Genomic DNA, 25,083 nt, shown 5'->3' on the forward strand with positions numbered 1-25,083 from the left:
ATAACACGAGCAATAGTGTCATGCCGAGGTATCCCGGATTCAAAAGGACGATATTGACGAAGCCAATCAAGCTTTATATGGCCGAAGTTTTCAATATCCTCCCAGCCTTCAGAGCCAGACATAACGGCACTAATAGCGAGTAAAAGAATATCGAGTAAATTATGTTTCTTACATCGTTCAATACGAGGGTCTGAGATGGAATCGAAGTATTTCAAAAAAGTAGCGCTCATTATTATCACCAAATAGCGAATTGTTAGTATATGGTGATCAGATCGCTAGTTGGAGGAAAAGTTCAATTTATAATGATCTTGCCGTGACCCAGCTAAGGCTTTCAACAACTCTTTCACAAATATCTCCTTAGCAATATAAGCACTATTATATCGAGGCAGTTAACAGCTTTTTGTACGTCATAGCAGCACAATTACCCATTGTATCTATTTTCCGCCAAAACATCACAATAACCAAAAAATCAAATCAATTCAATTAATTGTAAATTCACATGACAAATTAGTGCATCGAAAAATACATCACTAGAAATATATGCACGTTTTTTGAGTCAATTTTAATAAAGGGAACGCAGAAAGATCCCTAATAACCTTTATAGTAATGCTTTTACCGGATTTCAGTCCAAAACAGGCGCTGTGACTTATGAAGTAAAAATTACTGAGGATTAATAGCTATACGGATATAAAAATGGAACTAGAAATAGCTGAAATCACAGATAATTAACGACGAACATTGTGAAAAATTCGTCGTCAACAAGCTAATAATAATGCTTTGCTTGTGGGGTTCTTAGTCTTGTGCGATGTGCTTTAAGCTATTTTTTGTTTTCATATTTGTTGCTGCCAGGATACATTTTAAAGTATTTTTCTACAGCAAGTGCTTTATCGCATATTGGTGAGCCCCAAAACATGCCAATTTGCATATACCCATTAGCTTCTATGTAGGTCTCACCATAGTCTTTATAAAATCGTGTACAGTGATCAGCTTCTTTACCCTGCTCATTAATACATTTATTTATTTCAATCGCTTTAAGCGGCTCGATTTCTTGCTTTCGAAACTCTTGACATTCAGCCATTAAATCATCTGCTTGCACTCGAGAAATAGAGTCTGCTTGTGCATATTGAAAAGACAACAACATCGAAATTAAGATAAAAGGTAATCTCAAATTCTGCATTTTTCCCCCTTAGTTTAGATAACGACTCAGTGATATAATCAATATGCTACAAAATGCACTATCAAGTACGGTACAAAACCTTAATAACATGCCAGCCGAATTTAGTTTTCACTAATAACGGGGTTAAGATTTCCCCCGTAAAGGCGGCTTTATCAAATGCCGGCACCATCTGCCCTTTCTTAAACTCCCCTAAATCGCCGCCTTTTTTACCCGACGGACAGGTTGAATATTTCTTTGCTAGCGACTGAAATTTCGCACCTTTCTTTAGCTGCTGAATAATATCGTCTGCTTGTTCTTTATGCTTTACTAATATATGCAAAGCTGCTGCTGTTCTTGCCATACCTACCTCATGTTTTATAACTGAGGCGATTGTAACACAACAAAACCGACCTCCATATTTTAGCGATAATCAATTTAATACACATATTTCAGCTGTTTCTTTCATTTTGTGCTCTATAACGCTTTTCAAATCTTTAATTATCAATACAATTGCCATGTTAACAAATTGTTAAAACAAACAACTTCCCTTTAACCTATAAGACAGAATTATGAAACTTGAAGCTATAGATTATACGGCAGATAATGCCGAGCAACTGTTTGTCGAATCTCTTCGCAACACAGGTTTTGGTGTATTAAAAAACCATCCGATCCAGAAACAATTAGTCAATTCAATCTATGATAACTGGTATCAGTTCTTTAACTCTCAAGATAAAAGCGACTTTCAGTTTAATGTACAAACTCAAGACGGTTTTTTCCCGGCTGAAATTTCAGAAACCGCGAAAGGCCATTCAGTAAAAGATATTAAAGAGTACTTTCATTATTATCCCTGGGGACAATGCCCAGCAGAATTAAAAATCGAGCTTCAGAATTATTATGAGCAGGCTAACAACCTGGCATCACAGCTTCTGGGCTGGGTGGAAAACAATTCTCCTGCTGAAATATCGCAGTTATTTACGCAGCCGCTTCCGGATATGATTAAAGGCAATGAGCAGACGTTATTACGCGTACTGCATTATCCGCCGTTAAAAGGTGATGAGGAGTTAGGTGCAATCCGCGCTGGAGCCCATGAAGATATTAATCTGCTGACTATTCTGCCGGCAGCTAATGAACCAGGCCTGCAGGTAAAGAGTAAAGACGGCGAGTGGTTAGACGTACCGTCTGATTTCGGCAATTTGATTATTAACATCGGGGATATGCTTCAGGAAGCATCCGGCGGTTATTTCCCGTCAACAACACATCGGGTAATTAACCCCGACGGCGCAGACAAAACTAAGTCACGAATTTCACTACCGCTGTTTCTGCACCCAAAACCAGAAGTCATACTGTCAGATAATTACACTGCACATGAATACCTGCAGGAACGTCTAAGGGAACTTGGCGTTATTTAACGACAATAAAAGCAGGCATCTGCTCCAGATGTCTGTTTATTCCTCACCACCTGCTGATAATGCAGGCAAACGTGCCGCATGATATGCTTTTCGTTTCGCTCATTCATATAATGCTTAATTCAGTATAATCATCTGCTTTGAATTTTATTAACATGGCGCTTACCTGGCTTATAAGCCTGCAGTACTATTCACTATATTGTGTGTTTTAACCAGAATTTCGTTAATCTTAACTTAACACATCGTTAATTATGTTCGAATATACTAAACAAAGATATAAGCACAAAATAGCCTCTCTTCCATTATCGAGATTCGTTATGTTAACAAATATAAAAAACATTCAGTTGTTTAAACAAATAACTAAAAAAGATACTGTTTTTATCGTGGCGGCAGTGCTTTGTCTGTCTCCGGTTATTTCATCTCCGATTGCTTTAATACTTGGCTTTGCTCTAGCAACTTTTGGGTTGGTTCCTAAACGGTTAAACTTGAATGCACTGACTAAAAAACTACTGGCTTATTCCATTGTGGGTTTAGGTTTTGGTATTAACTTAGAGCAGGCAATGGATGCCAGTAAAGGTAATATGGGCCTGATTATTACTTCAATTTTCAGTACGCTGCTTTTCGGCTGGCTGCTGACCAAAATGATGGGCATTGAATCAAAAACCGGACACTTAATTGCTTCAGGCACCGCCATCTGCGGCGGCAGTGCAATTGCAGCCGTGGCTCCTGCCATTAATGCTAAAGACGATCATACTTCTCATGCCCTGGCGACCGTTTTTATTCTTAATTCTGTCGCGTTATTTGTATTTCCACTAGTTGGCCATCTGCTCGATATGAGTCAGCATGCCTTTGGCGTATGGAGTGCTATTGCTATTCATGATACTTCATCAGTTGTTGGCGCAGCTTCTGCTTACGGTAATGAATCTTTACAAATTGCAACAACCTTAAAACTGGCTCGTGCATTATGGATAATTCCAATTGCTTTCCTGAGTGCCTTAATGTTTAAAGGCGACAGCAAGAAAATCACTATTCCACTGTTTATTGTTTTTTACTGCGCTGCGATTGTTTTCGCGCATTATCTACCGCAGTTTTCCGGGCTTTATCAGGAGGTATTTACAGCTTCAAAACGTTTACTGGTATTGTGCTTATTCTTAATCGGCTCAGGTATTACCTTTAATAAAATCAAATCAGCAGGATTCAAGCCACTGCTGTTAGGTATCATTTTATGGGTGATCATCGGCGGCAGCTCATTAGCTTATATCCAGATGTTTATGCCTTAACAAGACAACTTCCCCGTCTTTTTATAAAGGCCTAATATTCTTATTTAGGCCTTTTTATCAAGCTTGAATGTCTGTTATTACTGTATAAATAAAACAGCAGTAATGAGAATGCCGATAAATCAAAGGCTGCCGAAATAAGCCCGCTGCTGAACAGTGACAGCAATATACTCAGTAATACTGCCGCCATAATAAATTTGTTAACAAGCATAATAAATCCTTCTGTTTATAACCTGTCGTTATTATCACCCCAGCAGCCCTGAGTTACTAAATACCGTAATCTTCTAACTCATAACTATTTGAAAATATAAAATTTCAAACGAAGCGACCACCTGATTACGCCTTGCTTGTAATAATCAATTAATAAACATTCTCCTGTCTAAATATTGCTTATGGCGTTTTTTATTCTACAATGACGTTCGTTTTTATTTTTAGGTGTTTCCCCTCAATTATGTCAATTAAAATTGCTATTAACGGTTATGGACGAATCGGACGAAGTGTCGTACGCGCATTATATGAAAGCAGCCGCCAGGATGAGATCAAGGTTGTTGTTATTAATGAACCAGCTGAACCTGAGGCCATTGCGCATTTAACTCAGTATGACTCAACCCATGGGCGTTTTTCTTTTCCGGTAGAACTGGTTGACAACCAGCTTCAGATTGAAAATGACCGTATCAGTTTAGTTCAATTCACTGAGCTCAAAGACCTGCCCTGGAAAGAGCATGATATTGATATCGTTCTCGACTGTACCGGTATTTACGGCAGCCGCAGTGATGCACAGGCACATCTCGATGCCGGTGCAAAAAAAGTTATCTTTTCCCATCCGGCTGACTCAGACGTTGATGCAACTGTGGTCTACGGTGTTAATCATCAGGAGTTGAGCGGCGACGAGACCTTTCTTTCCGGCGCATCCTGTACAACCAACTGCATGGTGCCGGTCATCGATGTTTTAGACGCCGCCTTTGATATTAAGTGCGGGACCATCACCACTATCCATTCGGCAATGAATGACCAGCCGGTAATCGATTCCTACCATTCAGATCTGCGCCGTACCCGGGCAGCCAGTCAGTCTATTATTCCGGTAGACACTAAATTAGCCGCCGGTATTGAGCGCATATTACCCAAGTTTGCTAATAAGTTTGAAGCGATTGCGGTACGTGTACCGACTATCAATGTCACGGCAATGGATCTCAGCATTACCGTCAGTAAAAATGTCACTATCGATGATATAAATGCCTGTCTGCTGCAGGCTTCAAAAAACAAATTACAGGGAATTCTTGGTTATACAGAAGCACCGCTGGTATCCATCGATTTTAATCATGACCCGCGCTCCTGCATTATTGACGGCACACAGACCCGCGTCAGTGACGGCCATTTAGTAAAGCTGTTAGTCTGGTGTGACAACGAATGGGGATTTGCCAATCGTCTGCTTGATACCAGCGAGTATATAACAGCCTTAGCTGATTCAAATTGTCAGAATATAAAAAAACAAGCTGCGCATTTATCTGAGCACCTGCGCACTAACAGCTCTGCTGACAAGTTCCCGGAGCCACAGACTTCTTGAATGCTGATCGTTACGTCTCTGCCATAACATTTCGATGTCAAAATCAGGGACGTCAACCGGCGGTTTACCGAAATGAAGTTCATTAGAGAACAGATCCATTTTAGCCATTAATTCAGGCACTACGCACAGTAGTTTTCTGCCGCGGATAAGGTGACGCAGAGTTAAAAAACTGCGGCAGGTAGCACTAACCTGGCGCAGCAGGCCCAACTCAGCCAGTTGTGCATCAACCTGGCTGCTTAGCTGTCCACCCGGGTTTGCCAGCGCATGGGGAACACTAAGGTAATCATGCATGGAGACCGGCAAAGAGATACCGGTTGCCTGATGATCAAATAGACAGACATGCTGCTCGGTATAAAGAAACTGACGACTAAAGTTTTTATTCTCTTCACTGATGCTTCCGATCATCACATCCAGCTTATGCTGATCAAATACCTGCTGATAGTTGCCCTTGTCCACATGGTAAAAACACACCTGACTGTTAGATGCCTGTTCAGCCAGCAGATCAAACAAAAGTGGTGCAAAGAGCAGTTCAGCATAATCCGTTAAACCGATTTTAAAGGTACCGGAAAAGCTTGACGGTTCAAATTCCTGTAGGGACAAAACTTCTGTAGATATCTGATTTAAAATACGGCTGATCACCGGATCTAATTCCAGCGCTTTTTTACTCGGCACCATCAAGTGCCCCTGCCGGGAAAACAGCGGATCATTTAATAAACTGCGCAGCCGAGATAAACTGTGACTCATCGCAGACTGCCCCACTGCCAGTTTATCAGCCGCTTTGGTAACACTTCTCTGCTCCATCAGAGTCGTAAACGCAACCAGCAGATTTAAGTCAACGGCGCGCCAATTAATTTCATTCATAGTTTCAACCAAAACAATCAATTTGAATCATTATACAATTTTAATTATCTTCATGACATCTGTTTATTTCATTCAATTTTAGCTTTTAGGAAATGCACTTATGTTTGATATCTTCATTAAATTTTTCATGCTTGGCTGGGTAAGCTTCGGCGGTCCCGCTGCTCATCTTGGTTATTTCAGAAATGCCTTTGTAGAAAAACATAAATGGCTGAGCGATGAAAAATACGGACAGTTTGTGGCACTCAGCCAGTTTCTGCCCGGTCCGGGATCCAGCCAGGTAGGTTTCTCCATCGGTTATCACAAAGGCGGCTTAGGCGGCGCGGCGGCTGCTTTTATCGGTTTTACCCTGCCTTCTGTGATACTGATGCTGATAATTGCAGCGCTCAGCCATTCCTTAACCGACAACAGCTTGTTTATCGGGGCCGTGCACGGTTTGAAACTGCTTGCTGTTATTGTTGTAGCCGATGCGGCCTGGGGCATGTTCAATAATTTCTGCAAACGTAAAATCAGTATCGCTTTATGTGTGTTTACTGCTCTGGTGCTGCTAGTACTTCCCTCTATCGGTTCACAAATAGCCGTACTGACAGCAGCCGCGCTTGTCGGCAGAAAATATTTAATGACTGATAATCTCAGCAGTACCTCTTTCAATATCAAAACAGACTTAAGCTGGCCGCCGCTGCTGGTTTTCATTGCGCTGTTAATCGGGTTACCCGCTCTTGCTCATTATTCTCCACAAATTGCGCTTTTTTCTGATTTCTTTCAAGCGGGAAGTCTAGTATTCGGCGGCGGGCACGTTGTACTGCCGTTATTAGAAAATCTGGTGGGCGATCAGCTTACACAGGACAGTTTTCTAACCGGCTATGCGGCAGCTCAGGCAGTACCCGGCCCGATGTTTACCTTTGCTACTTTCCTCGGTTTTGAACTGCTGCCGATCAATCCGATATGGGGCGCATTACTAGCCACTACTGCCGTTTTCTTACCCGGATTTCTTCTGATATTGGTCGTTCTAAAGCACTGGCGTCAGCTGGCGGCGATTCCTGCGGTCAGCGGTGCAATGAATGGCGTTAACGCAGCTGTTGTCGGCCTACTGCTCTCTGCACTTTATCAGCCGGTATTTTCCAGTGCGGTGATTAACAGTGTCGACATGGCGTTAGTTATCCTGGGTCTGTATCTACTTAAAAGTCTGCGTTTACCTATCGTTGCTATGGTCGCTTTGTACCTTAGCGCCGGTATGCTTCTGAACGCAATCAACTAAAGGCCATAAAAAGGTAAGATAAAAGACATGAAGATCGCCGTGAGAAATTGATATTTTCACGGTGGTTTGTCTTGCTGCAATATTCACTCTCAAACGCTGCTAAACATTTTCCTTAATTTTCCTTAATTTTCCTGCAACCTGCACAAAACACTCCTATTGGAGTATGTAAAGACACTATCGCTCGGCAGTCAAAAAAGACAGATTATCGTCATATACATATGATTTTATTGTGCAAATAAATTTAAAAATGATTGTAAGCCTCATTTTATATCTGGTTTATGAATGATGTGATTATATTATTGATATGGAACAATATTATTAATGGGAAAAGATCGATACTGCGCTTGAAACAATATATCCAACCTATATGACCGAGAATATTATTTTATGAAAATCAATTTAAAATCACTGTTAAATCCACAGATTGACCGGCGCGGCTTTCTTAAATCCAGTGCTCTGTTTACTGGTGTTGCTACCGTTACAGCGGGACTAACCTTACCCTTTAAAACAACTAAGGTTCAAGCGGCTGCTCAGGCAAAACCCGAGAATAAAGAAAAAGTAGTGTGGAGCGCCTGTACGGTTAACTGCGGCAGCCGATGCCCGTTAAAAATGCATGTTGAAAACGGCGAAATCAAATGGGTCGACACCGATAACAGCGGCAGTGATAATTACGGCGAACATCAGGTGCGGGCATGTTTACGCGGCCGCTCTATGCGCCGCAGAGTCTATAACCCGGACCGTTTAAAGTACCCGATGAAACGAATCGGTAAACGCGGAGAAGGCAAGTTCAAACGTATCACCTGGGACGAAGCATTTACTGATATCGCAGCCAGCATTACCAGTATTAAAAAAGACTATGGTAATGAAGCCATTTACCTTAATTACGGCACAGGTACCCTTGGCGGTACGGTGACAAAATCATGGCCTCCCGGCGGCAGTCTGCTTGCTCGTTTAATGAATTTAAACGGCGGCTATCTGAATCATTATGGAGATTATTCTTCTGCGCAGATTGCAGAAGGTTTAAGCCATACCTACGGCGGCTGGGCGAACAACAACTCCCCGTCGGATCTGGAGAACAGTAAACTGATTGTTCAATTTGGTAATAACCCGGCTGAAACCCGCATGTCCGGCGGTGGTGTAATTCATCACTTTATGGAAGGTAAAGCGAAATCAAATGCCCGCTTAATCGTGGTTGATCCTCGTTATACCGATACTGCAGGCGGGCGTGAAGATCAGTGGATTCCCATTCGTCCTGGAACAGATACAGCATTTATTGCAGCCATGGCACATGTGATGATCACCGAGAACCTGGTTGATCAGGCCTTCCTGGATAAATACTGCGTCGGTTACGATGAAAAAACTTTACCGGAATCAGCACCGGCAAAAAGTGACTACAAATCTTACATCTTAGGTTTAGGTGAAGACACGGTAGAAAAAACACCAGAATGGGCATCTAAGATTACCGGGATCCCGGCTGATATCATTATAAAAGCAGCTCGTGAAATCGGCTCAACTAAACCCTGTGCCGTTATTCAAGGCTGGGGTATTCAGCGTACCGCTAACGGTGAAATTGCCTCTCGTGCAGTGGCAATGCTGTCTTTACTAACTGGTAATGTTGGTATTAACGGCGGCGGCAGCGGCGCTCGTGAAGGCGGCTCCAGCATTCCTTTTGTGCGTTTTCCAACCTTACAGAATCCCGTAGAAGCTTCAATTCCTATGTTCCTATGGACCGATGCGATTGTTCGCGGTCCGGAAATGACCGCAGTCAAAGACGGTATTCGCGGTAAAGACAAACTGGATGTGCCGATCAAGTTTATCTGGAACTACGCAGGCAACTGCATTATTAACCAGCACTCAGACATCAACCGTACACACGATATATTACAAGACGAAAGCGCCTGTGAAATGATTGTGGTTATTGATAATCATATGACTTCCTCTGCAAAATACGCCGATATCGTACTGCCGGATTTAACCACATCTGAACAGTCTGATTTCTGTATGGACGCATCAGCAGGCAACATGCCTTACTTTATCTTTGCTTCACAGGTTATCAAACCGCAGTTTGAAGCAAAAAGTATTTATGATATCTGCACCGGTCTTGCCGATAAATTAGGGGTAAAAGACGCCTTTACCGAGGGGCGTGATCAGGAAGGCTGGCTTCGTCATCTTTATCAACAGACCCGCGCTCAAGATCCAAGCCTGCCTGAATTCGAGGCAATGCGTAAACAAGGCATCTATAAACGTCTGGTAAAAGATCACTTTGTCGCTTATCAGGATTTCCGTAATGATCCTAAAGCGAATCCGCTGTCTACGCCGTCGGGTAAAATTGAGATTTACTCTGAAAAACTGGCTGAATTAGCAGAAACCTGGGTATTAGCAAAAGATGAAGTGATTCATCCGCTTCCGGTTTACGCACCTAACTTCGAAGGCTGGGAAGATTCAAAACAGGGTAACTACCCTCTGCAGTTAACCGGCTTCCATTATAAATCGCGTACTCATTCCACCTACGGCAATGTCAGTCTGCTTCAAGATGCGGCCCCGCAGGAAATGTGGATCAATCCGATGGATGCACAAGGCCGTGGTATTAATAACGGCGACTTAATCCGCATTTTTAATGACCGTGGTGAACTGCATATTGCCGCCAAAGTAACCCCGCGTATTTTACCCGGTGTAGTGGCATTAGGTGAAGGCGCCTGGTACGCACCGGACGGACAGAAAATAGATCACGGCGGGTGCATCAATGTACTCACAACACAACGCCCTAGCCCTCTGGCAAAAGGTAATCCGCAGCATACCAACCTGGTTGATGTGCAGCTTGTTAACAAAGTATAAGGGTTAACTAATGAAACAATACGGCTTTTATATCGATTCAAGCAAATGCACCGGCTGCAAAACATGCCAGTTATCATGTAAAGACAACAAAGACTTAGATATTGGTGTCAACTTTCGACGTGTTTATGAATACGCCGGCGGCGACTGGTTAAAAGAAGGCGAAATATATCGTCAGAGTGTCTACTCATACTACTTGTCAATTGCCTGTAATCACTGCGATCAGCCTGCTTGTACCAAGGTATGTCCGTCTGGTGCAATGCACAAACGTGATGATGGTTTTGTGGTTGTTGATGAAAAAGTGTGCATAGGCTGTAAGTACTGCTCCATGGCCTGCCCATACGGCGCGCCGCAGTACAATGAAGAGAAAGGTCACATGATTAAATGTGACGGCTGCTATGAACGCGTGGCACAGGGTATGCAGCCTGTCTGTGTCGGCTCTTGTCCTCTGCGGGCGCTGGAGTTTGGTCCTATTGCTGAACTGCGTGATAAATACGGCACAAATGCAGATGTAGCACCGCTGCCGTCATCATTAACGACAAAACCGAATATTGTTATTAAACAGAATCGTAATGCACGTCCGACTGATGATCAGAGCGGGCACTTAGCGAATCCAAAGGAGGTATAATATGGCTTGGCATGAATGGCCGTTAATGATGTTTACGGTATTAGCACAAACATCAGTGGGATCTTTTTTAGTACTAGGCGGAATATTGCTAAGCGGTCAGTTATCTTTGAATGAAGAGACCAGACTACATAAAGCGATGTTCTTTCTATGGGCTTTGATGGGACTGGGTTTTATGGCCTCAACGGCTCATTTAGGCAGTCCGCTGCGTGCTGTGAATGCACTTAACCAGCTGGGCAGCTCATGGCTTTCAAATGAAATATTCTTCGGCAGCCTTTTCTTTGCCGCCGGCGGATTTTACTGGCTGTTGTCAATACTCAATAAAGGTTCAGTGCAGGCTCGCAAAGGGCTTTTAGCTGCCGCTATGCTGATGGGTATAGTGTTTATGTATGCCATGATTAAAGTGTATTTAATCGATACCGTGCCGACCTGGAACAACATGTTTACACCGCTTGGTTTTATCTTGACCATGCTGCTGTCTGGATTGTTATTTGCGCAGTTATTACTGGCAGGTGCTCAGTCAAAACTGACCGGACTGTACAAGATATTACCGATTGCCGGCGCCGCCGCAGCGGTTATCAGTCTAGTGGTAACTGTTCTGCAGATGATTGACCTGAGCAGTATTAACTCCGCAGTCACAGCTGCCTCAGGTATTATCGACAATATGCAGCAGCTGCAGCTTATTCGCGGCGCTTTAATGCTGGCGGCTTTAGCGCTGTGGTTTAAGCCTCTAATAACAAAAAATAAACCGACAACTCTACTGCTTGTGCCGGCTTTTGTTTTAATATTTGTTTCTGAGTTTATTGCCCGCGGTATATTTTACGGCCTGCATATGACGATAGGAATGTAACTTAACCAAGAAAAAGCATAGTGATGACAATAAATATTGTTTCACTGTGCTTTTCATATTGGCATTAAAACACACTCGTGCACTCAGCGAGTCATTCAACCTTATGTTAGAGAACTAACTATGCACAATATTGCTATTACCGCCCGCTTATTAGGCAGTTTTTTTTACTTCCCGATGAGCAGTGACCATAACCAGCTGCTGTTAAAAGAGCTCCGGGAATGTGAAGATCTGTCTGAGAGTCCATTTGCTGATTTTATAAAGCACTATCAGAACACTTCTCAGGAAGTGTTATACAGCGATTATCAGAGTTTATTTGAAGGCTGTGATAATATGCCCGCACCGCCCTGGGGCTCTGTCTATTTAGATAGAGAGAAAGTTATTTTCGGCGATTCTACTCTGCGTTTACGCAGCTTTCTGGCGCTGCATAAGATTGAGACAGATACCGGTATGCGCGAACCAGAAGATCAGTTTGGTTTATCACTGTTTGCGGCCGCTCACCTTATTGAAAAACAGCAAAGTCTCGATGCGGCCGCTGTTTTATTCGCCGAACACCTTTTACCCTGGGCTTTCCACTATCTAGATACACTTATAACACACGCGCAAACAGACGTTTATAAAACCTTAGCAACAATCTGCCGAGACTGGTTAGAAGCGGTAAAACACGCCATGCACATTGAAATTAAACACTATCAGCTGTATCCCTAATGGCTGAACGCGATCAACGCTACTACCGTGCTTTTTTAGAGCATCACTCCGTCAGCCGCCGAGGTTTATTCCGAGGTATTTTTTCGGGTGTTAAAAAGGCATCCGAAAACGAGCAGATAAAGCAGCTGCAAAGAGAGCATCCAAGACCGCCGGGAGCGGTTGAAGAAGCACTTTTTGTGCAGTTATGTCAGTCGTGTGATCTGTGTAAAAATGCCTGCCCTGAGCAGGTTATCGATATATTAGAGAGCCGCCCGGTTATCACCCTTGATTACAATCACTGCTCGCAATGCACAAAGTGCAGTGCAGCCTGCCCTTCCGGCGCATTAGCGTCAGAGAGTAAAGATATCGGACTGCGCCCGTTTTTTCTTAAAAGCTGTATTAATTGTATTTCAGGAAACTGTCAGACTTGTGTTGATTCCTGTCCGCAGCAGGCGATAACCGTTTCTCAGAAGAAACGTCCAGAACTAGAGAAAAGTAAATGCGACGGCTGCGGCAGATGCCGTTCAGCCTGTTATGTCAGCAGTATAGAAATGAAATTTTAAATGTAACGGCCATCATTGATATCCTCTATTCCCATAGATACTTCAAGATGCAAAGTTAGCAAGGCAAATGGTGCCGAAATGCTAGGCATAAAATTGAGCCTTTCGAGCGATTATCTACGTTAATCCTCTGTCGATAGAATTATAATAAAGACTTTAATTATTTTATAATTATTCTACATATAGATTTTATTACAACGCAGATTGGTGCATGTTGCCTTACCCTTCGGGCCGTTAGTTCGAAAACCAGCCCTGCGTTGCAACAATCGAAAAATGAATAGCAATTACCTCATGTTTCGTCTTGCTCTCGTATCCGAGCTAACGCCTGACAAAGCATCTTGAGGTAACATGGCTATACATACTATTTTTTGAAGATAAACTACTACAAACAAAAAAAGCCGATAATAAATTATCGGCTTTTTAATACACTTAATTGTGAAAGGTATTTATTTTACCGTTGTTACTCGACTGCTGCGTTCACCCGACTCAGATACAGTACGGATTGCCACTTCGCCCGTAACAGACGGTTTAGCGGTTTCAGAGTAATTGTTCCAGGTTTTACCTGCATCTGTTGAATACTGCAGTGTTACACCCGGAAATTGTGAATTCATATGCAGCTTCGATGCAGCAATTTTCGCTCCAGGAACCGGCAGACGGTAATCAACACCGGCTTTCTCAAGCTTAGCTAATTCACGCTGTCCCATAATATTTGCAAAACGCTGCCAGTCAGCATCAAGCTGCGCCTGATCCACATAGTCTGACTCTAAAGTATATTTTTTACCTACTTTATAATCATTTTCCCAGTCAGCTCTGTGCCATGCACGCTCAGCAGCGGCCAGTACTCGCGGAAATACCATGTACTCATACTGTTCATCATTGCGCACTGTTTCACTCCACAGCTGCGCCGACAAACCGTAGAAAGGTTTGCTTTCTTCTATTTTACCTTCTCCGGTAAAACCATTACCATCACGATCTACCGATGTTTCAGCATTCTGAGGTAAGTTTTCCGGTGCAAAAGCGAACATTTTACGCGTATCTGTTGCGCGTGTTGCCCAGTAGTAGCCGCGTTCTTTCGGATCAACTTCATACGGGAAATCCATATACACATAATCCGGGTTAGAAATGATTACGTCGTAACCTTTTTCTGAGAACTCATAAGCAGATGCATCACCGCCCCAGTATAAAGTATCCCAGAAGTTTACTCGTGTTGAATCTGTCGCAAATGATTTTGAATCTTCTGAATGTTTCAGACCATCCTGCCATGCCTGAAAGTTAGCGATGTCGTGTTTTGCAACAATTTTAGATACTTTTTCAGCAAAGTAGCTTGGTAGATGCTCATAATCAGCGACAACTTCACTGTCAATAACCGCTTTACATAACGGCGATTTGGCAAACGGTGCATCTTGTTTGGAAAGATCTAAATCCCCTTTCCAGCCGATTTTCTTCTCATCATTAATATCCTGGAAACCAGCTCCAAGTTTAATGTTTTTAGCTTCATCACCACCGAAGTGCCATGTACTTAGCGGCATTCCAGCTTCATTATGCATAGCGGCAATTTCGCCGATCACTTTATCAACAAAGCGCGAAGAGGATTCCATACAAGGGTTGATAAAGCTTTGTTTATCGTAGAACTGTACTGTGGTGACATTAGATGTATCCAGCGGATCCATCAGACGGTATTCATTTGCACCGCTAAGGTCACCCGCTTCTGATAAACGTTTGAATCTGGCTTCCATAGAAACCACGGCAGCTCGTGCATGAGCCGGCATATCAAGTTCTGGAATGACTTCAATATTACGGTTTTTTGCATAGGTAAGAATTTCAATATAATCAGCTTTGGAGAAGAAACCTGAGCCGAAATTATCACTGTCTGCACCTGAGCCTAACTGCGGTAGTATACAGCTGGTTTCTGACTCATCAAAACAACGATTACTGCCCACATCGGTAAGTTCCGGCAAGCCTGGAATTTCAATTCTCCAGCCTTCATCGTCACTAAGGTGAAGATGCAGTTTATTCATTTTATAAGCGGCCATCTGTTCCAGCGTGGCAATAATCGCTTCTTTAGAGTGGAAATTACGTGCAACATCCACCATTACCCCGCGGTATTCAAAACGCGGTGCATCTTCGATGGTCAATGCCGGAATAACGGAATTTTCGAGACTGACTAATGAAAACAGTGACTGCATGGCATAAAAAGCACCTGCCTGATCAAAAGCGCTGATTTGAGTATTTTGTTCAGAAACATCCAGTTTGTACTGACCGGAAACAGCATCTTTTCCAAACTGCTCAGGAGCAACAGCTATGTTAATGTCGTAGCTGCCCGTTGTTGATAAGCCTAATAAAGCCGCACGGCTTTTAACTGCTTCCAGCTGGCCTGCATCAAGACCTGTAGTGACAAGATTCAGCCCCGAAGATAAATCTGCACTGCCGTTTTTATACACTGTTTTTTGCGGTGTCGGCATTACCTGCTGACTGATATCCTGATGTTTAACATCCGCATTTTTATCAAAACGGCTGTTCGCATCAGCGACAATATTATTATCACCAGCGGTACGTTTTAATAATTCGCCCTGCAGACCTGACACATAGCTGCCGGTATCTTCAGTATCTAAAGAGACGATACTGCGAGGCTCAGCATTCGGCGCGGTGACAAAAGCCCCCGGAAAGAAATCGGTTTCAAATAACTGCCAGTATTCACCGGTAATAGGGATAATCACTTCTTCACCGGCTGCAAAACCGTCAAATTTATCGGTCGGCTCTAATTTATGCAGGTCACCGGTAATACGTGTAATTTTAAACTGTTCATTATCCACAGCCAGAATTAAACGTACACTATGAAAATAGATAGACCAGTCTTTTGCTGTAACGGCATCACCACTGTTAGTTAATGTCATATTAACTGTATTACATGACGCCCATTCCGCTTCAAGGCCTTTACAGTCAACCCCGTCATTTGCAGCTGTATTGCTTAATACGGTGTAATTAATATCTAAATTATCAGCTAACTGATTAACACTTTTTTGAGAGTTGTTGATTGTTGAGCATGCAGACAGAGATGCGATCATCGATACTGCAATAAGCGATTTTTTAAACATTATGCTTCCTTACTTAACTGGTAGTTTGAAAGCCTTATTTGAATGCAAAAAACCTTTCTTCGCAAGCCGAATAAAGACTTATTAGATCAAGATCACGCAAATAATCGCAACTCACGCTTTTTGAGTGCGTATGTGACATTTTGATTACAAATATTGCAAAAGATACAAATCTGCAGATGAGAATGACTTTTACTATTATTGAGTTCTGTCTTTATTTTTCTCAAACATCCCTTTTTTAAGTAAAAAATCACACTCACCAGACTTTGTTTGCGCAGAGAAATATCCCAAGCTAACAGCTTGCTCATCAGCATTTTTGAAAGTTTCAACAATACAAGCGGCAGCGCTTCTTGAGCATAAATTTTACATTTCGCAGAGAATACACAAACTGATAATAGAATTAACTTACCTCGGCTAAACTAGGGGTTATGCACTTCAACGTTGAGCCCGTCATGTTTAATTATGACGGGACAGAGAAATATCTGTATCTGTATCTTCCGTTAGATGAAAGGTCAGCTGGTTAAATCTGCCGCTGATAAAGGCCGTCAGACAATACCCTATTTGAAAATTGGAATCAGTGGTGAGCATGGGGTGCCGAGTGTCCTGCCTGCAGCAGCCCTGCAGAATGATTAAATAATCATGACCGATAAATCCATCGCTCCAGCTGATTATCTACTGCTTTATCTGCCGGCTGAAAGTACTTTATTGCTAAAATTATGTCAGCTCTATTTCAAAATCAATTCACACAGTATAAAGTGAATTATCCTCCCGGAAGTTCTAAGTTAACGTGGCCGAAACGGCCTTGAAATGTAGACTAACAGCTGAAGTCAAATACTTAATCACATTTCGAGACTGAGCATTTTAAACAATATGGATTTTTAAAGCTTAGTTTTTCAGGGCACTAGAGGACTTATATATTTACCAGACTCTCCAGCTTTTCAATTAATTATTACACGAGGTTTTATGAAATTTGACGTCGATACCCACACTCATACCTATGCAAGCGGGCATGCCTACAGCACCCTGCTGGAAAATGCGCATGCGGCAAAAGAAAACGGCCTAAAGATGTTCTGCACTACCGATCATTCACAGTCTATGCCTGGTGCACCTCACTACTGGTTTTTTTCCAATCAGAAAATACTGCCGAGATTTCTTTGTGATGTGGCAGTGATCCGCGGTGTTGAAACTAATATTTTAAATATTAAAGGTGAGATAGACATCCCCTTAGAAACAGATTCTCACCTTGACTGGGTCATTGCCAGTCTGCATGAACCAGTATTCGGCCCGGCAGACAAAGCTGCACATACACAGGCACTAATTAACGTGATTAAAGGCGGACGTATTGATGCCCTTGGACACCTGGGCAATCCTAACTTTGACTTCGATTACCGTGCAGTAATTGAATGCGCTAAAGAGTTTAATGTCGCCATTGAGATCAACAACAGTTCACTTAAAGGTGCAAGCCGTATCGGCAGCCCAAGCCGCTGCCTTGAAATTGCCTGCATTGCGCGGGATGTCGGCGCTTATATAACCACAGGAACAGATGCGCATTTCTGCCAGCAGATAGGTGAATTAGAATTAGTCAGTGATCTGCTGGATAAAGTAGAAATGCCTGCTGAACAGGTAATCACTCATACAGCTAAGCAGTTTTTAGCATTTCTGCAGTTAAGAAAGAAACCCTTTATTGAAGAATATAGCGATCTATATTAACAGACCGGAACCGGCCTGAAATATACAGCCAACATAAAAAACATTATTCAGACTGATCTCCGGAAGCTTCTTGCATATAAAACTGATATAAACGCGCACCATGCTCCATGCGAACCTGTGCTAATGATTCCCAGAAACGCCCGGCTTTTAGCGGGCTTTTCCGGGTAAAATCTTTAGATAATATAATGTACCAGTCTTTAACCATAAACGGAGTTTCCAGTGTGGTTAACAACGAATCTAAATCATGGCGTTGAATCATTTTTTCGCCGATAGACTGCTCTATCACATAAGCATTTAAGCGCTTCCGCGCCACTAACTTCAAACCTTTAACTGCTTCCATGTTCAAGGCTGTTAATGAACGAATCTGTCCAAGCTGTTTGGAGACTATATAGCCCAGAGGTGAAGCGACCTGTATTTGAGACTGATTAAACGTACGCCCATCCCATTGCAGCGTACTGTCTTTATGTACAAAAACCGGGTAATTTACTGTCCATAATGCTTTAGAATTATCAAGAAGGCCGTCGTGCGTTTTGGGATAAGCAAACATCTGGTCACGTTTCTGAGTATAAATAACCGCAAAGGCACCATCGAATATCCCTAATTCAACTTCCCTTAAACAGCGTTTCCATGGTCTGCTGACCAGTTCAATCTGCTGATCACTTTGTTTATTCATTATCTTGATGAACTGATAGAACACCCCGTTTTCCTGATCCAGATCCATAAACGGCGGGTAATCCGCTTTCTCGACACACAAGACAATCGGCTCAGCACGACTCACTGCAGAGATAATTAAAAAAATTAAAAGTAGATATTTCATCGCAATTTCCTGTCACAACAACTATCCATTACTCTTGAGTATAGTCGCATGGGTTATTAAAACGTCACGATCTTCTAGGAAAAATTACAACAGATACACTTACTCACTATAATCTGACGTGACCACTGCAACATATTTGATATAAAAGCGAAGCCTACAAGGAATCTTAGTATGCACTCTACTAACCTATATCAACAAAAGGTTCATCTTTAATCTATTCATAACACTATGTTTTAGGAGAAAATAAATGCATATCGTAAAGACTAAAATGCTTTTAACACGCCCGGTCATCATTATTTACTTTTTACTGTTTTCTCTAACTCCCGCAACGACCGCCTTTGCAGCTGACGGCCCTACATCCGCCGAATATGGTGTTGTTCTTAATCTTTCAGGAAAGCAGCGCATGCTGACTCAGAAAATGTCTAAAGAAATTTTATTAATTGCACTGAATGAAAATAAAGCCGCCAACCTTGTTAATCTTAAAAACACATCCACTTTATTTGATAAGACCCTTAAAGGATTACGGGGCGGAAGCAGTGAATTACGTTTACCGGCAACCAGCAGCAGCCGCATTTTACGCCAGCTAGATAAAATAGATGAAATCTGGGCAGGCTTTTATCCTATCGTAAAAGATATCCTCGCGGCCGACAGCGCGAATAAAGAGCAAGTTGCACTGATTGCCCTGAATAATCTACCGCTGCTGAAACAGATGAATAAAGCGGTGGGACTTTATGAAAAAGATGCGAAAAAAGGCGGACTTAAAGCAGCTCCAGGTTTAGCGGCAACCATCAACCTTGCAGGCAAACAGCGCATGCTAACCCAGAAAATGAGCAAAGAATTTTTGTTAGTAGCCTATGGCTATAATGTTGAAGACAACAAATTAAGCCTGCTGGAAACCTACTCATTATTTGAAAATACCTTAAAAGGCCTTAAGGACGGAGATCACAATTTAGGTTTACCCGGCACTAAACCGCAGCATATTAGAGACCAGCTGGATGTTGTTAACGGATTATGGATAAATTTCAAACCTATTGTGGCCTCCGCTGCGGATTACAAAACTGCGAAAATAAGTGCTGATAAAATAACTGAATTAGCTGAAACTAATCTACCGCTGTTAAAAGAGATGAATAAAGCGGTCGGTATGTATGAAAAAGAATCTGGCAAATAAGCAGGCTAATAAATTAATTTTGTAAGGAGGTTATTTTGACTATCCGTATCAAGTTACTCGGCGGCGGCATCGCTATCTGCCTGTTATTAGCGGCGGTATTAATTTTGACCGTATACTCTTTTAATAACCTGACCGGCGGCTTTTCTGAAATTGTGAGCAAATCAGTAACAGGTGTGCAGAACTCACAAAAATCTGAAAGCGAAATAGTTAATGCCAATAAAAACTTGTCTGAGATTTCATCTCAAATGCTCCAGTTAGTTGATAATATTAATAATACTAATATGAACATCAAAGTACTTGAGAGAAAAATCAAACAAGTTTCGGCAACTTTAAATGAGTTAAGCGAAGAAGTCAGCGAAGCTGCCGAAGAGATACCCGAGGGACTTGCCAAAGATACCATAGAAGATGTCACCGATGCTGTGGGTGATATTGAAGAGATAATGCGCCGCGAAGCCCTGCTTAGTGTCAGTAAGGTGGTCACAAAAATGGGCGATTTTACCAGCAGCATTAACCGCCAGGTTAAAGGTATTAATCAGCTTTCAGCTGATTTAGAAAATATTAATAAGTTAAGTGCCGGTGTACTGGTCGCGAATACAAATATTCAAAGCACATCGTCTGATTTTGAAGAGCAGATCAGCTTGTCAAAAAATGCCGTTGTAATTGTATTAGTACTCGCGATTATCATCTGTATTGTCGGCGCCTTAATCTTGATTCACACGATTACCACCCCGTTAAAACATCTATCCGTCGCACTGCAGGATATTGCACAAGGTGAAGGCAACCTGACGCAGCGTCTCAATTTAACCAGTAAAGATGAAATTGGTCTGCTGGCTGATTCATTTGATCTGTTTATTGAAAAAATTCATCATATAGTCATAAAAACTAAGCAGGTAGCATCCAATTTACAAGATGCGGCTGCCGATGTAGATAAATTATCGACACGTTCTTCTCGGAGCATTGACTCTGAAAAAAGTCAGCTGCAGCAGCTGGTGACTTCAATGACACAAATGTCGGAGAATTCCAGGAATGTTGCACAGAATATTGAACAAGCTTCTAAGGCGGCCCGGCAGGCGAATGTTGACGCAGAATCCGGCTCGAATGTTGTGCAGCAGACCATCGAGGTTATTGAAGAATTAAATGAAAACGTTGAACAGGTCAATCAGGCAATGTCGCGATTAGCAAGCGACAGTCAGGATATCGGCACTGTACTGGAAGTGATAGAAAGTATTGCAGAGCAGACTAATCTGCTGGCGTTAAACGCGGCCATTGAAGCTGCCAGAGCAGGAGAACAAGGACGCGGTTTTGCAGTTGTTGCTGATGAGGTTAGAACCTTAGCAGCACGAACACAACAGTCAACTTTAGAAAGTAAATCTAAAATTGAAGAACTACAGAATGCAACTACAACGGCTGTTGATGCAATGACGTTAAGTAAAAATAAAACCCTGCAGGGTGTTGAACAGGCCTCACAGGCAGGTCAAAGCATCAGCACTATGCGCGGCAGTATTCAAATAATCTCAGATATGAACAACCAGGTTGCTTCAGCGGCTGAACTGCAGACAGCTGTTGCCGATGAGATAGATCAGAGCCTTAACAGCATCAGCAGTTCTGTTGAGAATACCACTGAAATTGCAGGAGACTTCTTAAAATCAGCAAACCAGTTAGTTGCAATGTCGGAGGAATTACAGGAACTTATTGGTCAGTTTAAAGTTTGATTGAGCATATATATAAGCTATTCATGCGGCAGTAGAATACGTTCTAATAATGAATTTAACTGCTGCTGCTCCTCTTTATTTAATACTGCTAATATACGCTGTTCATGCTGGTGCAGTTCCGGCAGCATTGTTTCCACCAGTATTTTCCCCTGCGCTGTAAGCTGCACTAATTTACTGCGTTTATCTTCCGGGTTATCCAGACGTTCTATCAGATCGATCCGGCTTAACCGCCCTAGTACTTTGGTCAGCCCGCCGGAGCTGAACAGCATCGACTGATACAGTGCGGTCGGGGAGAGACAGTAAGGTGCAGGACTGCGCCGTAAAGTACACAGCACTCCGAAGTCAGCTCTCTGCAGATTATAATTTTCGACATGCTTTTGAGCGCTATTTTGAAAAATATCGCTGACTCTCAGCAGCCGCAGTAATGCAGGAGAGGTAGATTCTGCACATTCAGGCCAGTTTAACACCCCCGCTTCAAGAATCTGCTTAATACTGTTATTCATTGTTTGCTTCCTGCAGAAAAAATATATTGGCAATATATCTTGCCAGAAAGGTAAAGTCCATATAATATCTTTCTGGAAAGATAAATAAGAGGTACTAATGACAACACAATCCATAACAGATGAAATTACAATAAAAACAACAAACCAGGCAGACAATGCTTTACAGAGCAAAACTATTTCTAAAACCCTGATCCTGACTTTAGCAACAGTTTTTGCTATCTCCCCCTTTGCAATAGACACTTACCTGCCTGCTATGCCGAATATGGCAGAAGCGATGCAGGTTGATATATCAATGGTATCCGTGACCGTCAGCTTATACATACTGGGTATGGCACTCGGTCAGCTGATAGGCGGACCTTTATCGGATCAAAAAGGACGCCGCTTTGTAATGATGCTCGGCCTGCTGATTTTTGCTGTCGGCAGTGTTCTACTGACCACCAGCACATCAATTGAAATTCTATGGCTGTGGCGTTTTATCCAAGCGGCAGGCGGCGGTATGGCGGTAGTCGGCGTTCCTGCAATCATTCGTGATGTCAGTAGTGGAAAAGAATCCGCTAAGCTTTTTTCATTGATTGCGCTGATTATGATGATTGCCCCCTCCATCGCACCAACCGTGGGTACATTGATCCTCTCCATGTCCAGCTGGCAGTGGATCTTCTATTTCCTTGCAGTGATCGCAGTTGTCGTTATCGGACTGGTCATGGTATTTATCCCGGCGCGCTCACCTCAAGTAAAAAATATAACCAGTACGGCTAAATCCTTCTCTAAAGACTCTGGGTTACGTTCGGTTTTCAGACAAAAAAATGCCCTGGGTTTTATGTTCGCTCAAGCTTTTGCCTATTCGGTTATGATGACCTTTTTAACCAATGCTTCAATGATTTATATGAAAATATTCGGGGTAAGCGCTGCGCATTTCTCAATGCTGTTTATCGCTAATATTTGCGGCCTGGTAATCATTAACCGCCTTAATACTCTGCTGCTGCGCTGGTATGAACCCGCGACGCTGCTGAAATGTTTTCTACTGCTTCAGGTCAGCGGCGGACTGATTTTAACAGCCTCAGTTTTTATTGCTCCAGATCTGCTCTATTTTGCAGTAATAGGATTTGTGGTAAGCATTGCGGCCAACGGCGGCATTATGGCCAATGCCAGTGCCTGCTTTCTAAAATACTATGCACATAATGCCGGTTCTGCATCTGCGGTGCTGGGAGCAATGCAGTATACAGTCGGAGCTGCGATCAGTGCATTTGCCGCGGTAATCAGTATGGGAAATCTGCTCCCCGTAGTGTTAGTAATGCTGCTGTCATCAACAGTTGCTCTAGCAAGTGCCGTTAGCGCCGATAAGAAAAGCCGAACTGAATAGGTAAATGCACAGCCCCAATAAATCAGTCTGGGAGAACTGCTGCCCGTAGTGTTAGTAATGCTGCTGTCATCAACGGCGGCTCTAGCAAGTGCTGATAAGAAAATCCGAGTTTTATAAAAAGACAGAACACTCATAGAACTATTATCTGCTGTTGGTTAAAGCAGCCTGCCTAAGGGAGACTGACAGCGGTGACCAGCAGCATTGAAATGGTGAGCGTTCTGCCAAAAAGTAGACCTTCAATTTTTGTTCTTAAGTATTTTTAACAGCAACTATGAAGCGATATTACGTACACACCTTACTTTATTATCCAGACGCAAAATATCTCCCTGCGGTCCCTTGCTATAAAAGGTTCCGTTAACCCCGCTAACGCTTTGCGCACCGGGCTCATCGGCAACGCTGGACTTACTGTTGCTGCGCTGTGCACCTGCACCATGCACATCCATAACCGTGCTGTTCATATAACCTAATGCGCGACCGAATGAAACATAAGCGGCACTGCGCCCTTCACCGTTATTATCAACATGGCTGGTTGAGCTCCAGTAATACCCCCAGTCGGTGACTCCCTCTTCATTAACAAATGAAGAGGCATTAAACAGCGGATCCACTGCGGCACTATTGCTGGTATCTGGTGAACGGCTGTAGTCTAAAAGAGTATGCAGTTCTTTGGCATTAGGTAAACGCCAGTTTTCATAAGAAGCTGTAGCAGCATTTTCACATGTAAGCACCGCCTGATCCCAGTTAACTGAATCACTGTCATTCTGCTGCCACATTAATCCGGTTGCACTGTCACTAATAGTCAGATCTCCGTTATCAGTGAATTGATTAACACCATACTCTTCATTAGCGGTGACACAGCGTACATAATATTCTTTAAAGTCTGCCGGATACCCCTTAATCCGCCCGTCAATATAATTAACGCCAAACATTGTGCTGTCACCCTGCATGGTCGTGCTGACATACAGACTGGTGGTGGCGTACTGGGCATCAATAATCCGGTCTCCCGCGTTAATGCCTTCACTGGTAAAAATATCCCCGAAAGCCCAGTCAAATTCAGATGCTATAAAAGGCACCAGAGTCGAAGTATCTACTCCCTGGTAATTACTTGCATCTTTACCACTGAACAAAATCAGTGAATACGCTTCTTTAACACTCGGCAGACGCCAGTCCTCCCGCCCTGCCAGCGTCAAGTTATCGCAATAACTCAGCGCTTCAACCTGATATAACTTATCGCTGTAATTGAGCTCCCCGTCCGCATTACTATCACTGCTCTGCTGCCAGATAAGGCCGGTTACATTATCAGTAACTGTTAAACCATCTTCACTGACCGTATAATCCGGCTGATTTCCTGCATAATCAGCGTCATGACCAGCTCCACTGCAGTTGCTGCTGCCTCCCGTAGCAGAGCTGTAACAACTGCTCTGGTTAGTATCCACAACGGCATAGCTGTATCCATCTGTGGTTGTAGACACAGTATCACCGCTGCTGACCGTTTCCTGTGAATCATCACTGCTGGCAGAACTGTCAGTATCAGAACTACTTCCACAGGCGCTTAAAGCGGCAGCGGCTGTAAATATCAAAGCAGCGCCCGTTTTGCCTTTAAAGGTTTTTGTGTTGAAAATATTCATAATATTTATTCCATTAAATTTTATAA

At 42.8% G+C, this 25,083-nt stretch carries 22 protein-coding genes; 13 read left to right on the top strand and 9 right to left on the bottom strand.

Annotation, left to right across the window (positions count from 1 at the left end):
* The 3 genes from G327_RS24885 to ppiC form a co-directional block, all read right to left on the bottom strand.
* The coding region (locus tag G327_RS24885) for a transposase family protein (RefSeq protein ID WP_019615716.1) at positions 1 to 230 on the bottom strand (230 nt) is incomplete at its 3' end.
* A 587-nt stretch (positions 231 to 817) separates the two neighbouring features.
* Positions 818 to 1,177 carry a hypothetical protein gene (locus tag G327_RS0115515; RefSeq protein WP_019615717.1) on the bottom strand — a complete coding sequence of 120 codons (360 nt, stop codon included), beginning with the start codon at positions 1,175 to 1,177 and terminating at the stop codon, positions 818 to 820.
* 61 nt (positions 1,178 to 1,238) lie between these two features.
* On the bottom strand, positions 1,239 to 1,517 hold the full coding sequence (ppiC, locus tag G327_RS0115520) for a peptidylprolyl isomerase PpiC (protein ID WP_019615718.1): 279 nt from the start codon (positions 1,515 to 1,517) through the stop codon (positions 1,239 to 1,241).
* A 208-nt stretch (positions 1,518 to 1,725) separates the two neighbouring features.
* Here ppiC and G327_RS0115525 point away from each other — a divergent pair, with 208 nt between their 5' ends.
* Both G327_RS0115525 and G327_RS0115530 read left to right on the top strand, forming a co-directional pair.
* On the top strand, positions 1,726 to 2,565 hold the full coding sequence (locus G327_RS0115525) for a 2OG-Fe(II) oxygenase family protein (RefSeq protein ID WP_019615719.1): 840 nt from the start codon (positions 1,726 to 1,728) through the stop codon (positions 2,563 to 2,565).
* 314 nt (positions 2,566 to 2,879) lie between these two features.
* Positions 2,880 to 3,842, top strand: coding sequence for a YeiH family protein (locus tag G327_RS0115530; protein ID WP_019615720.1), 963 nt, complete (start codon positions 2,880 to 2,882; stop codon positions 3,840 to 3,842).
* Positions 3,843 to 3,882: 40 nt separating this feature from the next.
* On the opposite strand, the gene G327_RS27075 is transcribed toward G327_RS0115530, so the two are convergent.
* On the bottom strand, positions 3,883 to 4,050 hold the full coding sequence (locus G327_RS27075) for a hypothetical protein (protein WP_019615721.1): 168 nt from the start codon (positions 4,048 to 4,050) through the stop codon (positions 3,883 to 3,885).
* 240 nt (positions 4,051 to 4,290) lie between these two features.
* Between G327_RS27075 and epd the strand changes: the two genes are divergently transcribed.
* Positions 4,291 to 5,403 (top strand): erythrose-4-phosphate dehydrogenase, encoded by a 1,113-nt coding sequence (epd, locus tag G327_RS0115540; RefSeq protein ID WP_019615722.1) that lies wholly within the window; start codon positions 4,291 to 4,293, stop codon positions 5,401 to 5,403.
* On the opposite strand, the gene G327_RS0115545 is transcribed toward epd, so the two are convergent.
* On the bottom strand, positions 5,341 to 6,264 hold the full coding sequence (locus G327_RS0115545; RefSeq protein ID WP_019615723.1) for a LysR family transcriptional regulator: 924 nt from the start codon (positions 6,262 to 6,264) through the stop codon (positions 5,341 to 5,343). The genes epd and G327_RS0115545 overlap by 63 nt on opposite strands.
* Positions 6,265 to 6,364: 100 nt before the next feature.
* Between G327_RS0115545 and chrA the strand changes: the two genes are divergently transcribed.
* The 6 genes from chrA to G327_RS0115575 all read left to right on the top strand — a co-directional run bounded on the left by chrA (position 6,365) and on the right by G327_RS0115575 (position 13,073).
* Positions 6,365 to 7,519, top strand: a complete 1,155-nt coding sequence (chrA, locus tag G327_RS0115550; protein WP_019615724.1) for a chromate efflux transporter — start codon at positions 6,365 to 6,367, stop codon at positions 7,517 to 7,519.
* 387 nt (positions 7,520 to 7,906) lie between these two features.
* Positions 7,907 to 10,354: a DmsA/YnfE/YnfF family dimethyl sulfoxide reductase gene (locus tag G327_RS0115555; protein WP_019615725.1), complete on the top strand. Its 2,448-nt coding sequence runs from the start codon at positions 7,907 to 7,909 to the stop codon at positions 10,352 to 10,354.
* A 10-nt stretch (positions 10,355 to 10,364) separates the two neighbouring features.
* The gene (locus G327_RS0115560; protein WP_019615726.1) at positions 10,365 to 10,979 is read left to right on the top strand and encodes a DMSO/selenate family reductase complex B subunit; all 615 of its coding nucleotides are present in this window, start codon (positions 10,365 to 10,367) and stop codon (positions 10,977 to 10,979) included.
* A 1-nt stretch (position 10,980) separates the two neighbouring features.
* Positions 10,981 to 11,826 carry a DmsC/YnfH family molybdoenzyme membrane anchor subunit gene (locus G327_RS0115565; protein WP_019615727.1) on the top strand — a complete coding sequence of 282 codons (846 nt, stop codon included), beginning with the start codon at positions 10,981 to 10,983 and terminating at the stop codon, positions 11,824 to 11,826.
* A gap of 120 nt (positions 11,827 to 11,946) precedes the next feature.
* Positions 11,947 to 12,531 carry a Tat proofreading chaperone DmsD gene (gene dmsD, locus G327_RS0115570; protein WP_019615728.1) on the top strand — a complete coding sequence of 195 codons (585 nt, stop codon included), beginning with the start codon at positions 11,947 to 11,949 and terminating at the stop codon, positions 12,529 to 12,531.
* Positions 12,531 to 13,073 carry a 4Fe-4S dicluster domain-containing protein gene (locus tag G327_RS0115575; RefSeq protein WP_019615729.1) on the top strand — a complete coding sequence of 181 codons (543 nt, stop codon included), beginning with the start codon at positions 12,531 to 12,533 and terminating at the stop codon, positions 13,071 to 13,073. Before dmsD ends, G327_RS0115575 begins: the two co-directional genes overlap by 1 nt.
* Positions 13,074 to 13,516: 443 nt before the next feature.
* Here the strand turns inward: G327_RS0115575 and G327_RS0115580 are convergent, their stop codons facing one another.
* A complete protein-coding gene (locus G327_RS0115580) occupies positions 13,517 to 16,165 on the bottom strand; it encodes a beta-N-acetylhexosaminidase (protein ID WP_019615730.1) in 2,649 nt (882 codons plus the stop codon).
* A 960-nt stretch (positions 16,166 to 17,125) separates the two neighbouring features.
* Between G327_RS0115580 and G327_RS0115590 the strand changes: the two genes are divergently transcribed.
* Positions 17,126 to 17,872 carry a phosphatase gene (locus tag G327_RS0115590; protein ID WP_019615732.1) on the top strand — a complete coding sequence of 249 codons (747 nt, stop codon included), beginning with the start codon at positions 17,126 to 17,128 and terminating at the stop codon, positions 17,870 to 17,872.
* Between the two features lie 43 nt (positions 17,873 to 17,915).
* Here the strand turns inward: G327_RS0115590 and G327_RS0115595 are convergent, their stop codons facing one another.
* Entirely contained in the window at positions 17,916 to 18,689 is a 774-nt protein-coding gene (locus G327_RS0115595) for a type 2 periplasmic-binding domain-containing protein (protein ID WP_019615733.1), read from the bottom strand.
* Between the two features lie 247 nt (positions 18,690 to 18,936).
* On the opposite strand from G327_RS0115595, the gene G327_RS0115600 reads away from it, so the two are divergent.
* Complete coding sequence (locus G327_RS0115600) at positions 18,937 to 19,857, top strand: type IV pili methyl-accepting chemotaxis transducer N-terminal domain-containing protein (protein WP_019615734.1); 921 nt, start codon at positions 18,937 to 18,939, stop codon at positions 19,855 to 19,857.
* Between the two features lie 35 nt (positions 19,858 to 19,892).
* Positions 19,893 to 21,569: a methyl-accepting chemotaxis protein gene (locus G327_RS26160; protein WP_019615735.1), complete on the top strand. Its 1,677-nt coding sequence runs from the start codon at positions 19,893 to 19,895 to the stop codon at positions 21,567 to 21,569.
* A 17-nt stretch (positions 21,570 to 21,586) separates the two neighbouring features.
* Here G327_RS26160 and G327_RS0115610 read toward each other — a convergent pair whose 3' ends face one another.
* Positions 21,587 to 22,072, bottom strand: coding sequence for a MarR family winged helix-turn-helix transcriptional regulator (locus G327_RS0115610; protein WP_019615736.1), 486 nt, complete (start codon positions 22,070 to 22,072; stop codon positions 21,587 to 21,589).
* Between the two features lie 97 nt (positions 22,073 to 22,169).
* On the opposite strand from G327_RS0115610, the gene G327_RS0115615 reads away from it, so the two are divergent.
* The gene (locus G327_RS0115615; RefSeq protein ID WP_019615737.1) at positions 22,170 to 23,432 is read left to right on the top strand and encodes a multidrug effflux MFS transporter; all 1,263 of its coding nucleotides are present in this window, start codon (positions 22,170 to 22,172) and stop codon (positions 23,430 to 23,432) included.
* 269 nt (positions 23,433 to 23,701) lie between these two features.
* On the opposite strand, the gene G327_RS0115620 is transcribed toward G327_RS0115615, so the two are convergent.
* Positions 23,702 to 25,057: an Lcl C-terminal domain-containing protein gene (locus tag G327_RS0115620; RefSeq protein ID WP_019615738.1), complete on the bottom strand. Its 1,356-nt coding sequence runs from the start codon at positions 25,055 to 25,057 to the stop codon at positions 23,702 to 23,704.
* Positions 25,058 to 25,083 lie beyond the last annotated feature (26 nt).

This window comes from Psychromonas ossibalaenae ATCC BAA-1528 (genome assembly GCF_000381745.1).
In the GTDB taxonomy this organism is placed as follows: domain Bacteria; phylum Pseudomonadota; class Gammaproteobacteria; order Enterobacterales; family Psychromonadaceae; genus Psychromonas; species Psychromonas ossibalaenae.